The sequence below is a fragment of the Acetobacterium wieringae genome, assembly GCF_023700225.1.
Lineage (GTDB): Bacteria > Bacillota > Clostridia > Eubacteriales > Eubacteriaceae > Acetobacterium > Acetobacterium wieringae.
Map to the genome: position 1 here is coordinate 2,273,876 of NZ_CP097897.1, position 14,882 is coordinate 2,288,757.

Consider the following 14,882-nt stretch of genomic DNA (forward strand, 5'->3'; position numbering starts at 1 on the left):
AAGTAAATGACAAGCGCAAAAATTTATAGCTTTTTTAGGATTCGCTGCGCAATTTTTGATCAGTTTTTGAGCGCAAATTTTATCAGTCCACCAAGCCGATCGTTTTTAGAATGTTATAACCCAGTCTCCGTTCCTGACCTTCATAGGGATAAGCGTGCATAACAATCATCGGATTAAAATTAAGTTCGATAATTCCATAGTTTGAATTGGGATTGCGGTAGTCTTCCAGGATAATATCAATGCCACAAAATTTGGCACCAAAGGCCCTGGCCGCCTTTAAGGCAATCTCTGAAAAGTACGGATGCATTTGATCCGTGAAATCGATACTGTCGCCGCCGGTACTGATATTGGAATTGCCCCGCAGCAAGACCATTTTCCCTTTTGCCGGTATCGACTGATTAGACAGCCCCTGTTTTTGAGAAACATTTGAGCCTGGTCATCCAGCTCAATTTTTTTAAGCGGACTGGTATGGCCATCGCCGCGATAGGGATGTTTATTCTTTTCATCGATTAATTGTTGGATCGTGGAAACCCCATCACCAACCACATTGGCCGGGCGACGATGGAGCACCGCTACAACCTCATCACCCATGGTCAGGAAACGGTATTCCAGCCCAGGAATGTAATCTTCAATTAAAATTGTATTGTCGTGTTCAAAGGCAATGCGAGCTCCTTCTAAGAGTTCCTCCAGGGTACCACCCTGATCAAAAATGCAGATCCCTAATCCAAAATTGGTGGACTTGGGCTTGATCACAACTTTATTGCCGACATATTTTGTCAATTTTTGTTTTGCTTCCATAAAGGAAAAGTATTCTTCGCCATCGGGAACCGGCAAACCATTTTCCTGCAGAATTTTTTGGTGACAACCTTATTTTCCATTAGCAGCGGGGTAACATAATTATCAGCACTGGTCTTTGTCGCCTGCTTAACATATTCCCGGCGACCGTCTTTTTCCAATCGGACAATATTGTCAGACGCATCCATTGGGATTACTTTTATTCCCCGGGTCAGTGCCTCCTTGATTAAAACCTGGGTCGACATTTCCCAGTTTTCGAACCCCTTCAGACGATAGTGATCCGCATCAGACTGTTTTTTATAGGCTTTAGCCATTTCCAGATTGGCATCCAGACAGCCCTTTTGCTGCATTAATAATTTCAATCGATGGGCATAGGTCGTTTCCGGTTGTCTTACCCGGTTCTGCATTTCCTTGATGCAGCGATCCTGTTTTAAATCAAGGTATTCATTAACCTCTGCCACCTTTTCCAAAATATCCTCAGCCCAGGCTGATTTGAGTGTCCAGTGTCGGTGATCCAGCAATTCCAAATCTGGTTCAAGCCCATGTTCGGCCACCGCCACTTCATTAATAAGCGCTTCCTGCTGCCAGGTGTCAAAAAATTCTTCTCCTTCCAACAGTAAAAAGAGCATAAAAATATTCATGAAGTCCAGATCTATTTTTGCGATGCCACACTTATCAAAAACATTGAGATCGATGGTGCGGATCTCCAGGTATTGGATCCCCTCTGCTGCCAAGGAGTCCAGTACGTTTTTATAATCCTTCGGTTTTAAGCGGATCTGGGCATACAGCTCTTTCGCTTCAGAAATATCTCCCCGCTCCACAAACTCATTGATACTCCGGATATAATCCTTAATGGAACTGTAGTCCGGATAAAGATCGATTTCATTTTTATAACCACTGCAACTGCCATTGCGGGCCGAGGTTCCGCCGGGACTGAGATAGGTTTCATTACCACAATCGCCCATACATTGCAGGCATTCCTCAATGTATGAATTATGGAGACCGGGCGTACAGCCCATTAAATAAATAATTAGCCAGCGATAACGTAAAAAATTACGTAAGACCTTTAAATAAATTCGATCTTTAAAATCTTTATAGCTCTCCTGCGTACCCAGTTCCTGCCAGATGGTTGTTAGAAATTCCTCGCCAAAAGAAAAGTTATAGTGGATACCGGAGATCAGTTGTCGCTTGCCACCATATTTAACCATCAGTTTTTCCCGATATGCCCGGGCTTTTTTTCCTTCTTCTCCCTGATAAGAGGCAATCGGGATCTGGTTGTCATCAGGAATACTACATGGCATCGAGTATGGCCAAAACAGCTCATTATTCACGCCAATCTCACCGATCACAATATCCGTAAGCGCTTCCAGAAAATCATAGGTTTCGTCGACTGAATAAAAAACCGGTGTAACCAGTTCAATCTGGCTTTCTGAGAAATCGGTAGTGATATATGGATTTTTAAGCTTATCGCCAAAAATCGGCGGATGTGGCGTCAATGCCAGTCTTCCCTGTGGTGTCACCCGGAGTCCTTCTCTTTCTACTCCAAACCCCGCCGTTAAAATGCTTTCCGGTGTCATTTTATTTTTTAATATTTCGATCATGCGCATAGCCTTTCCGTTGTTGTACAGATAAATCGGTGTGAACTGTACAAAATTTTTTTAATTATACCATAAAAAAGATTAATTCTAACTAACTATTTCCCTTTGATTGCTAGGGAATAATCGCGATTCCTGCAAAGTCCCAATCGTTCTATCCATATTTCACTACTTATTTGTTTAAAGTATTGACAAATAAAACAGAAGATGTTAGACTCTACTCATTGAGTTAGTATTTTCTAACTCAATTTTAATAATTATTATGTTAGTTATTGCTAACCAATAGGAGGAAAACCATGTTACTATCAATGGCGACACCCGGAGAAACAAATCACATCAAAAAAATCACCGGTAAAGATACTACGCATCAATTTCTGGCGAGCCTTGGTTTTGTCGAAGGCGCTGATGTAACAATCATATCTGAGCTTTCTGGCAACATTATTTTAAACATTAAAGATACCCGGGTTGCCATCGATAAGAACATGGCCAACCGCATTATCATTTAAGGAGATCAACATGAAAACACTCAAAGCTGTAAAATGTGGGGAATCCACTAAAGTTGTAAAACTCCATGGCGACGGCCCCATTCGGCGCCGGATCATGGATATGGGCATCACCAAAGGTGTTGATGTCTTTGTCCGAAAGGTTGCCCCCCTGGGTGACCCCATCGAAATCACCGTGCTGGGCTATGAACTGAGCATTCGTAAAGCCGATGCCGAATTGATCGAAGTTTTTTAACAATTACAATGCAAGAATTTAACAGCCATGGCTGTTAAATTTTTGCACACAATGTTAGTCATTGCTATCAAATTAACGAGGAGAACTTATATGAACTTAAAAATTGCACTCGTTGGAAATCCCAACTGTGGTAAAACAACCATGTTCAATGCGCTCACCGGCAGTTCCCAGTATGTGGGCAACTGGCCGGGGGTCACGGTTGAAAAGAAATCCGGCAAATTAAAAGGCCACAACGATGTCGAAATCATCGATTTGCCTGGTATTTATTCGCTGTCCCCCTATACTCTGGAAGAAGTGGTCTCCAGAAATTATTTACTGAACGAAAAACCCGACGTCATGATTAATATCGTCGATAGCAGTAATATTGAAAGAAACCTCTATCTGACAACCCAGTTGCTGGAAACTGGTATTCCGATGATTCTGGCCCTGAATATGACCGACATTGTCAAAAAGCGTGGTGATCTCATCAATATCAAAGCGCTTGCCAAGCGGCTGGGTTGTGAAGTAATGGAAACCTCTGCTGTTAAGAGCGAAGGATGTGCTGAACTGGCCGAGAAAGCCATTGCCCTTGGCAAAAGCAGACAGAAGTCAAAACCACTGCCGATTTTTTCAACTGACATCACCAAAACCTTAGGTCAAATTGAATCCATCATTAAAACCAAAAGCACCACCGAACATCCGGATTTTTATGCCATCAAACTTTTTGAGCGTGATGAAAAAGCCATCGAACAGCTTAACCTTTCAGATACGGTAATGGCTGAAATTACGGCACTTACCGTATCTTGTGAAGAAGCCATGGATGATGACAGCGAAAGTATCGTTACCTCAGAACGCTATCAGACCATCGGTCGCATCGTTTCGGATACAATCAAAAAGAAAGCCAGCACCGGCATGACCCCCTCGGACAAAATCGATCGGATTGTAACCAATCGCTTTCTGGCCTTACCTATTTTTGCCGCTATTATGTTCTTAATGTACTTTGTCTCCGTTACCACGGTAGGTGCCTGGGTAACCGACTGGACCAATGACGTGCTCTTTGGCGAAATTATTCCCCCGGCTGTAGAGGCACTTCTTGTTTCCTGGGGTACCGCTGAATGGCTGAATTCACTGATTCTTGATGGCATCATCGGTGGTGTTGGTGCGGTTCTCGGTTTTGTCCCCCAGATGTTTGTCCTGTTTCTCTTCCTTGCCATTCTTGAGGATTGCGGTTACATGGCCCGGGTTGCTTTTATCATGGATCGGGTCTTTCGAAAATTCGGTCTGTCCGGCAAGTCATTCATACCATTGCTGATTGGAACCGGCTGTAGCGTTCCCGGAATTATGGCCTCCCGAACCATTGAAAATGAGCGGGACCGCAAGATGACAATCATGACGACCTCCTTTATTCCCTGCTCGGCCAAGCTGCCCGTGATCGCCCTGATTGCCGGTGCCTTATTCCCCGGATCGGTCTGGGTTGCACCGTCGGCCTACTTCATCGGGGTAGCAGCTATCATTGTTTCCGGTATCATTTTAAAGAAAACCCGGGGCTTTTCCGGTGATCCGGCCCCCTTTATTATGGAACTGCCCGCATATCATGTCCCCGGTGCTAAAGGGGTTCTGATCCACATGTGGGAACGGGGTAAATCCTTTATCAAAAAAGCCGGTACCGTTATTTTTGTGGCCAGTATCACCATCTGGTTTTTGTCAAGCTTTAACTTTGCTCTGGAAATGGTCGACACCAACGAATCGATTTTGGCCGCCCTTGGCATGATCATTGCGCCGGTCTTTAGTCCCCTCGGTTTTGGTACTTGGGAAGCGACTGTTGCCACCATAACTGGTCTGATTGCCAAAGAAACAGTAGTCAGTACCTTTGGCGTCCTCTTTGGTTTTGCCGAAGTGGCCGAAGATGGTGCCGAACTGTGGCCCCAGCTGCAAATGGCCTTTACCCAGATGGCAGCCTTCTCGTTTTTGGTTTTTAATCTGCTCTGTGCCCCCTGCTTTGCTGCCATCGGCGCGATTCACCGGGAAATGGGCAGTGCCAAATGGACACTGATTGCCGTGGGTTATCAGACCGCATTTGCCTATACCATCGCCCTGATCATTTATCAATTGGGACTGTTTTTCACTGGTGGTGGTTTTGGTATCGGAACCGCTGCTGCGATCCTAATGATTGCTGCCCTACTCTATCTGCTTTTTAGAAAACCAGTCAGCAAAACAAAACAAAAACAATTGATATCGGTCAAAGAAATCTAACCTTTATCCTAAAAAAGCCAGACGCGAATGATGATCATTTTCGTCTGACCTTTTTACTTTTTTTGCTACAACCCCAACTCTTGTTTGAGTTTAGTCAATTCCTCATCCACCGATGTATTTCCGGTTTCGCCATACTTTTCTTCCAAAACTTCGGCAGGGTCAACCGGCTCAATATTCAGTTCGGCCATGGCATTAGCCTCATCCAGCATCCGGTCGGCCTTTTCTTCCATTCGGGTAAAGGCATCCATGGCATCCTCGGTTTGATTGGCTGAGCTGCTGGCTTGATTGATGATTTCCTGGGTTTTGGCAATCGACACCTTGGACTTGATCATGGTTCGACGGGCCTGCAGGGTTTGGATATCGGAAGCCAGTTTGTCATGCATCTGTCGCATCTTCATGGCATTTTCATGAGCTGCGGCATAGACATCCAGCAGTTCAGCATCACGGTTTTCCAGTTCCTGTTTTTTTGCGAGAAAGATCCGGGCATCGCCCTCGTTCCCAGCCACCAGCGCTTTTTTGGCCAACTCGGCATACTTTTCCACCTCAGCCTTGTTATTGTCGAGCAACCGTTTCGTACGGGTTTCTTCGCCCATTACTTCAGCAGTACTTCGCTTCACTTCGGCCAAATCCTCGAGCAGATCAATTAAATACTGATCAATCATCTTCGCCGGATCTTCCATCTGATCCAGAAGATCGTTAATGTTGGCCCGGATAATATCACCGAATCGTTCTAAAATTGCCATTTTTTTCCTCCTTTGAATTTTCTAATCAGTTTTTATCCTGATCGGACGGATTATCCTGATATTTCTTCGCCAAATCTTCAATTTCCACATCGTCAAATTTTTCCAGCGGGGTACTCAGTATTTCGGCGGTACGCTTATCCTCGAGATTCTTCTGCTTTTTGGCATGGCGCCACCAGACGAATAACAGAATGGCTAATATTACCACTGCAAATACAATTCCAATGGTCGTCATGGCTGCGATCCATGGTGACCTGGTAACGGTCATGATCCGGTCAGCCGCATCTCGGAAGGCGTTACTGAAGAACTCCTCGTCAGTGAGATTGCTGTCGTAATAATTGCGGTCAATGTAATCCAGCAAGATATCAGCCGCCTCCCGATCGATAACTGTTTTGGCCTGGGTACCGGCCACATAACGATCCATGTAAAAATCATTATACTCATAAAATACAAAGAGCAGATGGGCTTCATCCGTAAACAACTGATCATAAAGAGCATTTGCATAACTGTCCAACTCACTTTCGGTGGGGTTATACGAACCATTGATGTTATCAATTATCACCACATACGGTTGTACCCCGGTTTTCTGATAAAAGTATTTTAGCCCTTCCTCCATTTTTGTCTGATTTTTAATCCATCCCAATTCGTCGCGATAATATTCCGTTTCGTTGACCGAACCCGCTGGCAGTGGCTGCCGATTGATGGTTGATTTAGTGACTTCTGCGGGACCTGTTATGACGGATGCCACGAAAGCCCCGATAATCAGCACCAGAATCAGCACAATCAGTAGAATAATGATAAAACCGCAGCCACAGCCCACCGGTCCCCGCTGCCGCCGTCTTGATTGCCACCCCCGGGAGTACCCCCTGAACTCATTCTGGTGCCACTGCCAAACAATCTACTCCCCGAACTGCCCCCGGAACTGCCAAATGACCCCCAGGAACCACCGCCACCACTGCGGTGACTGCTCCCGATGCCACCGCTGCGACCACCGCTACTGCGACTCCCGCCACCTGAACCGCCACTTCTTCCCATGATACCCCTCCATTTATTTGCGCATTGTTACAATGGCTTTCTACCCCAAATGCGACCTTTCATTCATCATTGAACGTTGCAAAAAAAGAAGCACTAACGATCATTTTCTGATAAAATAAACAGATAAAAAAGCTTTACCAAGGAGAAAAAACACCAATGGCAAAACAAAAAGAAGTGAAAACCAATGCCATGCGCATTTTGGATAAATTAAAAATTGACTATACCCACCAAAGTTATGAATGCCATGAATTTGTCGACGGCTTGCAGACTGCCGATCTGCTGAAGCTGCCTTATGAACAGGTCTATAAGACCCTGGTGACGGAAGGAAAGAGCAAGAATTATTTTGTTTTTGTGATCCCCATCGATAAGGAGCTGGATATGAAGAAAGCCGCCAAAGCGGTTGGCGAAAAAGCGGTGGCAATGATTCATTTAAAAGACCTGACTGCGATCACCGGCTATGTCCGGGGTGGCTGTACCGCCATTGGCATGAAAAAACAGTTTAAAACCGTCATTAACAACACCGCCAAAGAGCTGGACACCATCTACATCAGCGGTGGAAAAATCGGATTGCAGATTCAGTTGCGCCCCGATGATTTCTGCACTGCGGCAGCGGCTGTTTATGGGGATATTATTACATCCTAAACCGCAATATGTTTTAAAGGATATTTTTCGGACGTTCAACTGCGCTGATTATTCAATCGGTGGCGATGATACGCCGATGTTCTTATCGGTGCTTTTAAAATTGGTTTGCTGATAACTATCATCTTATCAGAAAATTTTAAGCTGGATCTAGTTTCTTACTTCATCGATTTACCCTTTCTTTTATGAGTTGTTCCTGTGTATCCGCTAAGTTTTGATAACAATGGAAACGGGCAATCCCATCTTGAACCGATACTTTGCAGATCGTTTCAAGCTCATCCAAGTGATTCAGAATCACTTGATACACCGGTTCCCCATGCTTCGTTAGAAATTCATCCTGGAGGATCTGAATAATCCGGTCCGTTGACATCCCTTTGCGGTAGGGACGATCCTCTGAAAGGGCCGTGAATATATCAGCATAGGCGATGATATCCATCTCCTGAGAAATGCCGTCATTGACCAGATTCAAGGGATAGCCCGAACCATCGTGATTTTCATGATGACCGGAGGCCCACTCAACGATCCCCTCTAAGCCTGAGATGTGTCCCAAAATAAGATTCGTAAAATAGGCATGGGTTCTGATGTCAGCCTGTTCCGCTTCTGACAGCCGTTCTTTTTTTTCGATAATTTCAGTGGCAACGGCAATTTTACCCAAATCATGCAGCAATCCGGCCACTCTGATTTTGCGGCATTCTTTCTCAGAATACTCCATTCTTTCGGCAATGGCATAGGCCACCTGACTCACGCCGACCGAATGGGCAATGGCAAATTTGCTTCTGGAATCGATTATTTTTGAAAGAGTCAGAGCAAATTCCTCCAATAAATCCATGGTCAAGTCAATCTCGTAGCGCCTGGAAATTCCCAATTTAAGAATTTTTTCCATTTCCCAGTTATCAATATCCAACCAGAAAGAATCCTTCTGCGCCTGAATCAGATAAGCTGCCATCACCTCGGGGTGAAAGACAGTGCCATTATAAGACGCCATTTTGTCGATGATTTGTAGTTTTTGTGCCAAAATTGAACGATCCGGCTGTACCAGAATATCCGTCCGATCGGCCACATGCAAAATATAAGCTTCCAGCGGCACCGGGCCCAGTTCCGGAACATAGGTGTTGTCCAGATCATAATGCCAATGATGATAAAAGATGATACGAGAAATTTTTTCAAAGGGTGAAAATGACGACAGCATATAACTGCCTAAGCTGCTGTGCGGAAAAGGGTTCTCCACATCCATCTGAATCAGACTGTCTCTTTCACTGATGGTCAGGGCGCCAATATCATGCAAGGATGCTGCAATAATCAGATCACTCAGGCGGTCCGCTGATAACCCCATCTCAACGCCAATATGAAAAGCGGCAATGGCCGTTCGGCGGTGATGGTTCTTAAGCAGATAATTGTATAAATCAATTGATTTAGTAAAAGATGTAATCAATTCTTTCAACGTTATATTCATAAACCAGTCTCCCATCAGGTTGCGATCTTTCCTATCAAATAAATTTAATCAATTGCTTATTATATGAGCATTATTGCCAGGAATAAACAGGAATTTAAATTATTTTACTTCGATTATTAATTTTTCTGGAGGCTGTGCTTGTCACCTGTTAAGAAATTGTCTCATTAAGAGCATTCTGATTTCTTTGTTTCAGACAATCAAAACGTTCCCCTTGTTTTAATTACAATGCCTTGTTGGCTGCCAGCTCGGCTTCTGGTAGCTAAAACCAGAGCTTTTGCAGGAAAGTGCACCGATTGTGCAACAAAACGAAAAAAACTGGTTTTTGGCAAATAAATGCTTTAGTATAAAGCGTGTAGGAGGGAAACGCATGAAACTGATATTTAAAACGGATGCCAGCATCACCAAAGAAACGGCTCTGATTGTGACGCATCCTCAGGACACATTGATCAAGCAGCAACTTGAACGGGCTGTTGTGATGACTGAAAAAAACATCACCGCCATTAATCCACGCAACAGCCGGAATATCCAGGTGCCGATTGGAACCATCCTGATTGTCGAATCCGAGGAACGGATGTGCAATTTGCGCCTGACAACCGGCGAGATCTATCTCTACCCCAAGCGGCTCAAGTATGCCGAAGCGGATTTTATTAACCACGGCTTTATCCGGATCAACAATCAAACCATCATTAACAGCAAAGCGGTTAAACAATTTGTCCCCACCACAAACGCCCGCATCGAACTAACCTTAAGTGACGGTTCCACCTATTTTATCAGCCGTCATTACATTAATAATTTCAGGAGGTCACTATCATGATCAAAAATTTAAGTCAATCGTTCTTCCAGGTATTTTCCGTTACCCTGGTGTGGGTTACCCTGCTGTTGACGATCTTCTTCAACGGCCAAACCGTCGCTTTGAATTATCTGTGGAATTTAATCGGCATTGCTGCCATTTGCGCCCTACTGTTTGGTGTTGTTTACAGCGGTTTGTGGAACTATCTGACCTTAAAACCGGTCGTCAATATTCTGATTACTTCCGTTTTGAACATTGTCGGCTTAACCGCTGTATGGCTGTTCTCTACCGACATGTTTTATTTCATTGCCCCCTGGATTCCCGGCATGATCCTGCTTTCGCTGCTTCTGCACACCCTCGCTTTTTATGTCTATGCCAAAATCGATGTCAACCGAAAAGCCGCACAACTCAATGACCTGGTCAAAAACAAGCAGGCGTAAGTCGGCTCAACCCTTAAGATTAGCGTCTAAATGGTCGTCGATAATGTGCTCAAAATGAATTTGGCGGTATTAAATTTTGCCCACCGGCGCCATATAAATGACAAACTCCTGATCACCATCAAGATTAAGCAACGAATCGGCTCGTTGCTGATTATAGGCGGCAATGGCACAGGTTCCGGCGCCGATGACTTCACAGGTCAGATAGAGATTTTGACAAACGTGTCCGGCATCCAGAGCGATGACCTTGTAGGAGGCCTCGGCATAACGCCATTCCATTCGATAGGGAATGGTTGTCCAGATAAAGGTAACCGCTCCGGAACCGACAAAATACTGATTAAGAGCCGCATCAATCATCCGGTCTTTAAGATGATCCGGTGTTGATTCCAACACCAGTTGATGCCGGGAGGGCAGGTAGCGATAAATCCCCGGCTCCAGGCCGGTTACATGAAATACTACCAGATACGTCTCCAGGGCATGCCGGTTTCCGGCTGAGGGCACCGTTCGCAGGGCATTTTTCTGACGCCACTCCCGAACCCCCTGGGTAGACCAGAGCAGAAATGACAATTCGTCCAGAGATAGGGGCTGAGCTGTAAATTTCCGCCGGGATTCCCGGTGTGCAATGGCTTCTTTAAAGGCTATTGGGCCGATTTCAAGGGCCTCGGGTTCAGGCAGGGGGATTGTCCGGGCATCCGGTGGCACTGGTTTTTCAATTGGTGGCATCGGTATCCCGCTGTTCTGGTCGGTGCTGCGAAAATCGGTTTCCAGACGGATATCATCTTTTAAGAAGTATTTTAAGGTGCTTTTGTTTTCAGGTTTCATATCTTTCCTGCCTTTCCTATTTTGAGGGATAATTGGTTTAACAATTTATCTGATAAGATAACAAATTGAGGATTGCTTATTATATAAGCTTTATTGCTGGGGATAAACAATAATTTATAAGTTTATTTTATTTTTTCAGGTTGAGTTGGGATGCGCTGGCATAAAAAAGTTCAATCCGGCTTTGATTACCATGGATCGAACTTTTTCTTTGAGAAAGATTAAATTATTTCAGGTTAAAACCTAAAATTGAACAAAAATTTTATAATATTTTGTAGTACTTAGATTTTCTGAGATAACTTTTACCCATAGATAATTATTCAAAGCATTGAAATTAAAAGTATTACCAGGATAAAACGATGAGAAATCTTGATTTGTTATTTGCGTTCCATCGTTAAGATAAACGTAAATATTCGCATTGTCGGTAATTGGATTAAATGGGACACCAGTTACTTGCGGCGTATTAATCGAAACTTCTAAAAGTATGGGATCATTTAACTCTCCGGTTTCCCCAATTGAACCCAGATCATCCATGACAACTACATAGTCCAGTGTTGTGCTCGACTGGCCAGAAATAATCAACTCAGCACTTGAACTTCCAGGTGTTGTCAAGCCTAAGGCTAATACATTCAATGCTTTCACTTCTGCCGATGCATTACTTGCACCTGGTACTGCTTTTATCCGTACATACAGATCACCTGTCGCCGTGGCTGCTAAATCGCCTGTCTGCACACCGGTTGCAGGTACATCTGCCCAACTACCTGTCGAAGATGCCGCACCGTCTGCCACGATTGCGTACTCTAAAATGCCGCCAAAGTCGGTACCATAAGTAAATGTCAATTTCGTTTTGGTACTATCCGCGCCCGCAGCACTGACAACAAAGAACTTGCCTGCTCCTTTTGCCGCTCCTGCATCAGCCTGCATTGCTGGTGGCGCTGGTGGATTGATAATCACCGGCGGATTTCCTGTGTAACCAAGGGGTGGATTCCTGAAACCAGCATTATCACCAGTAATGTTGGCACCAGTGACGTTGCCATTAAACCGGGCATTATCGCCTTCGATAATGGCATGCAATATACTAACGTTTTGACCAACGGAGACATTATCAGAAAATTCATCAACCTCAAAACGATCAATAAAACTATCACCGGAAACGACTAAGCCTGAAGTACTTTTCTGAGTGTCATCGATACCCGCAATCAACCGCATAACCGTTGTTCCCGGAGCCAGCTCAAGATTGATATCCGGCGCTTGAACCAATACATCTTTAAAAGCCCCACTCAGAATAATGGGTTGCCCTTCAGGAATGTCGATGACCTCAAAGTTACCAAGGGAGTCCCAACGGCTGCAAAAAACAGGAGATCCGCTGATCGTTGTCAATCAGTTGACCTCCTGCGCCATTGCGTATGGATTATTATGTCAGTGTGCTATTTTTTTCAGGATGAACACGTCATCGATATTGGTGCTGAGAAAGGCCATGGCCGCCATCAGAATTGTACTAATCAATCGTTTTTATTTCTGCCGGAATCCACATTTTCGGGTTGTAATTGAGGGTGTATTTATACTTGGAAACATCGTTGCCGCCGAGATCTTCCACCACATAGGTGACGTTGTCGCTTAATCCGATAAAGTGCTTTTTGTAACTGCCGTCTTCATCTTCGACAATCACTTCCAGCTGATTGTCCGCCGTGTCGGCGGTGATTGACATCTTTCCGGTCATTTGAAATAACACGTCCCCCTCAATGCAATTGATCACTGTCAACTGCCTGATCACATTGAAGTTGTCGGCCTGCTGGGACAAATTGTAAGAAACTTTCTCGGCTTCGCTTTCGCAGCCGGTAAGCATTAATAAACCAAGTAGGGCAATAAAGATTGCTGTTTTTTTCATCATTCTGATCCTTTCAGCTGTTCATTTTATAAAACCGGTTACTGGGGCTGACCAAGCAGCGGCCATTTTTCGGTATCGGTAAAGTGGTCCACCAGGGTGTGGGCATTTGTGATAATCTGTTGGTCAAAATCCAAATAGTTCAGCAGGGCAATGGCATTTTTGGTCCGGGCCGGGCCGGGATGCAACTGATAATCAAAGCTGATGCTGTCATCGGTAATGGTTTCCTGAAAGTGATAATTGGCGTAACGGGCGGCCAGAATGTTAGTGAGTTCGATATCATGGGTGGCAATCAGGCACAGGCAGTTCTTTTGATCCAAATAATCAAGAATGGCCGATGAAGCGGCGATCCGCTCGATGGTGTTGGTGCCTTTTAAAATCTCGTCAACAAAGCAGAGACAGGGATAGCGATCGACCTGATCCAGGGTGCGTTTGAGGGATTTTATTTCCGCCATAAAATAACTGTCCCCGGCTAAAATGTCGTCCTTCACCGCCATGGAGGTCACCGGTAAACAATGGGCCATGGCAAAACTGCTGGCGGTGCAGGTATAAATTGTCTGGGCAAAAATGCTGTTAATCGCCAGGGCCTTGACAAAGGTCGATTTTCCCGAAGCGTTGGACCCGGTAATCAGGCTGTTTTGAGTCAGCTCAATATCATTGGCGATGGGGTCATCCAACAAGGGATGGTATAAGCCGGTGGCGGCCACGCTAAAGTCTTTGGTAAACACCGGGGTAACCGTGCCGGGCAGACTTTCCCGGAATGACGCCAGGGCAATGGCCAGATCCAGTTCGCCGATGTGCTGATAAAGGCGATGAAACGCCCCACTGTTTTTTGATACCAGGGCAATGGCTTTATTATAGGTGCGGAAGTCATAAAGGGTGATAATCTTCAGATAGTCCAGCAGCAGATCAAGATCAGAGGTGCCCCCCATCATCACGCCGGAAAGTTTGCCGGCCAGCGCTTTAAACGGGCTGGCGTCCTGGCGGATGGCGGCCATTATTTCGCTTAGTTCGGCGGTTTTTTCAAAATCCAGCAGTCGGTTGGCGCAGCGGAGGATGGCCGAAAAATAATGAATGGTCAATAAGTTTTTGGCGATTTCTTTCTTGAAATAATAATAGACCACGCCATTAACCAGCAGTGACCCCACCAGGCACACCAGACCCACCGACAGATTAAACAGACAAAGCCCCAGACAAAAAAGCGGAATAATTGCCAGAATGGTATAGACCCGGGGATTTTTCAGGGCTTTTAGCTGACTTTCAAAAATCAGGGCGGTGACGTCGTTATAGCTGGCTTTGCCGAGGCGGGACAGAATCATCTGGACTTCCAGCCGATCCCGGGGATGGGTGGCAAAGTACCTGATGTATTGCTCCCGGTCTTTGAGCGGTTTTTCACTCCACTGGGGTTGGTGCAGGGTGGCATAGAGGTACTCGTCGCCCACCGAGGTCAAACAGGTATCCAGCCGTTTAAAGACGTCGTCCATATCCAAATCGCTCCAGGTCAGTTCATCAATGGCCCCATCAATCTGTTCGTATTTGCGTTTGCGATCCCAATAATCCGACACGCTGCCCCAGATATCGGGATTAAAACTGGTGGGGGCCTTGCCGAATTCGTTTGCTAAACGCTGGCGAAAGAGCTGGCGGGCTCGGCGACTGGAGACCAACCCGAAAACAAGAATGGCGATGACGCCAATGATGATAAAAAATAGTATTCCCATTATACT

At 45.2% G+C, this 14,882-nt stretch carries 17 protein-coding genes; 6 read left to right on the forward strand and 11 right to left on the reverse strand.

Annotated elements, in window-relative coordinates:
• Positions 1 to 82: 82 nt before the first annotated feature.
• From CHL1_RS11070 to gshAB, 3 genes are read right to left on the reverse strand one after another with little or no spacing between them, the layout of a single operon-like run.
• Entirely contained in the window at positions 83 to 307 is a 225-nt protein-coding gene (locus tag CHL1_RS11070; RefSeq protein ID WP_250932890.1) for a hypothetical protein, read from the reverse strand.
• Positions 277 to 798: a hypothetical protein gene (locus CHL1_RS11075; RefSeq protein ID WP_250932892.1), complete on the reverse strand. Its 522-nt coding sequence runs from the start codon at positions 796 to 798 to the stop codon at positions 277 to 279. Before CHL1_RS11075 ends, CHL1_RS11070 begins: the two co-directional genes overlap by 31 nt.
• A complete protein-coding gene (gene gshAB, locus CHL1_RS11080) occupies positions 777 to 2,396 on the reverse strand; it encodes a bifunctional glutamate--cysteine ligase GshA/glutathione synthetase GshB (protein ID WP_250932894.1) in 1,620 nt (539 codons plus the stop codon). Before gshAB ends, CHL1_RS11075 begins: the two co-directional genes overlap by 22 nt.
• A 290-nt stretch (positions 2,397 to 2,686) precedes the next feature.
• Here gshAB and CHL1_RS11085 point away from each other — a divergent pair, with 290 nt between their 5' ends.
• The 3 genes from CHL1_RS11085 to feoB all read left to right on the forward strand — a co-directional run bounded on the left by CHL1_RS11085 (position 2,687) and on the right by feoB (position 5,360).
• Positions 2,687 to 2,896, forward strand: coding sequence for a FeoA family protein (locus tag CHL1_RS11085; protein ID WP_070371145.1), 210 nt, complete (start codon positions 2,687 to 2,689; stop codon positions 2,894 to 2,896).
• Between the two features lie 10 nt (positions 2,897 to 2,906).
• Positions 2,907 to 3,128: a FeoA family protein gene (locus tag CHL1_RS11090; RefSeq protein ID WP_070371144.1), complete on the forward strand. Its 222-nt coding sequence runs from the start codon at positions 2,907 to 2,909 to the stop codon at positions 3,126 to 3,128.
• Between the two features lie 90 nt (positions 3,129 to 3,218).
• Positions 3,219 to 5,360 carry a ferrous iron transport protein B gene (gene feoB / locus CHL1_RS11095; RefSeq protein WP_250932897.1) on the forward strand — a complete coding sequence of 714 codons (2,142 nt, stop codon included), beginning with the start codon at positions 3,219 to 3,221 and terminating at the stop codon, positions 5,358 to 5,360.
• A gap of 65 nt (positions 5,361 to 5,425) precedes the next feature.
• Here feoB and CHL1_RS11100 read toward each other — a convergent pair whose 3' ends face one another.
• From CHL1_RS11100 to CHL1_RS11110, 3 genes are read right to left on the reverse strand one after another with little or no spacing between them, the layout of a single operon-like run.
• Complete coding sequence (locus CHL1_RS11100) at positions 5,426 to 6,103, reverse strand: PspA/IM30 family protein (protein WP_250932899.1); 678 nt, start codon at positions 6,101 to 6,103, stop codon at positions 5,426 to 5,428.
• Positions 6,104 to 6,128: 25 nt separating this feature from the next.
• On the reverse strand, positions 6,129 to 6,920 hold the full coding sequence (locus CHL1_RS11105; protein WP_250932901.1) for a TPM domain-containing protein: 792 nt from the start codon (positions 6,918 to 6,920) through the stop codon (positions 6,129 to 6,131).
• Complete coding sequence (locus CHL1_RS11110; RefSeq protein WP_250932902.1) at positions 6,884 to 7,135, reverse strand: hypothetical protein; 252 nt, start codon at positions 7,133 to 7,135, stop codon at positions 6,884 to 6,886. The genes CHL1_RS11105 and CHL1_RS11110 overlap by 37 nt, the downstream gene beginning before the upstream one ends.
• A gap of 156 nt (positions 7,136 to 7,291) precedes the next feature.
• Here CHL1_RS11110 and ybaK point away from each other — a divergent pair, with 156 nt between their 5' ends.
• Positions 7,292 to 7,777, forward strand: a complete 486-nt coding sequence (ybaK, locus tag CHL1_RS11115; protein WP_250932905.1) for a Cys-tRNA(Pro) deacylase — start codon at positions 7,292 to 7,294, stop codon at positions 7,775 to 7,777.
• 160 nt (positions 7,778 to 7,937) lie between these two features.
• On the opposite strand, the gene CHL1_RS11120 is transcribed toward ybaK, so the two are convergent.
• A complete protein-coding gene (locus CHL1_RS11120) occupies positions 7,938 to 9,227 on the reverse strand; it encodes an HD-GYP domain-containing protein (RefSeq protein ID WP_250932907.1) in 1,290 nt (429 codons plus the stop codon).
• 367 nt (positions 9,228 to 9,594) lie between these two features.
• On the opposite strand from CHL1_RS11120, the gene CHL1_RS11125 reads away from it, so the two are divergent.
• Both CHL1_RS11125 and CHL1_RS11130 read left to right on the forward strand, forming a co-directional pair.
• A complete protein-coding gene (locus tag CHL1_RS11125; protein WP_070371138.1) occupies positions 9,595 to 10,041 on the forward strand; it encodes a LytTR family DNA-binding domain-containing protein in 447 nt (148 codons plus the stop codon).
• A complete protein-coding gene (locus CHL1_RS11130) occupies positions 10,038 to 10,457 on the forward strand; it encodes a hypothetical protein (RefSeq protein ID WP_250932909.1) in 420 nt (139 codons plus the stop codon). The genes CHL1_RS11125 and CHL1_RS11130 overlap by 4 nt, the downstream gene beginning before the upstream one ends.
• Before the next feature lie 69 nt (positions 10,458 to 10,526).
• Here CHL1_RS11130 and CHL1_RS11135 read toward each other — a convergent pair whose 3' ends face one another.
• From CHL1_RS11135 to CHL1_RS11150, 4 genes are all read right to left on the reverse strand, one after another.
• Positions 10,527 to 11,276 (reverse strand): SagB/ThcOx family dehydrogenase, encoded by a 750-nt coding sequence (locus CHL1_RS11135; protein WP_250932912.1) that lies wholly within the window; start codon positions 11,274 to 11,276, stop codon positions 10,527 to 10,529.
• Between the two features lie 240 nt (positions 11,277 to 11,516).
• A complete protein-coding gene (locus CHL1_RS11140) occupies positions 11,517 to 12,653 on the reverse strand; it encodes a hypothetical protein (protein WP_250932914.1) in 1,137 nt (378 codons plus the stop codon).
• Positions 12,654 to 12,771: 118 nt separating this feature from the next.
• A complete protein-coding gene (locus CHL1_RS11145; protein ID WP_250932916.1) occupies positions 12,772 to 13,161 on the reverse strand; it encodes a beta-sandwich lipoprotein in 390 nt (129 codons plus the stop codon).
• Between the two features lie 38 nt (positions 13,162 to 13,199).
• Entirely contained in the window at positions 13,200 to 14,876 is a 1,677-nt protein-coding gene (locus CHL1_RS11150) for a MutS-related protein (protein WP_250932918.1), read from the reverse strand.
• Between the last annotated feature and the right edge of the window lie 6 nt (positions 14,877 to 14,882).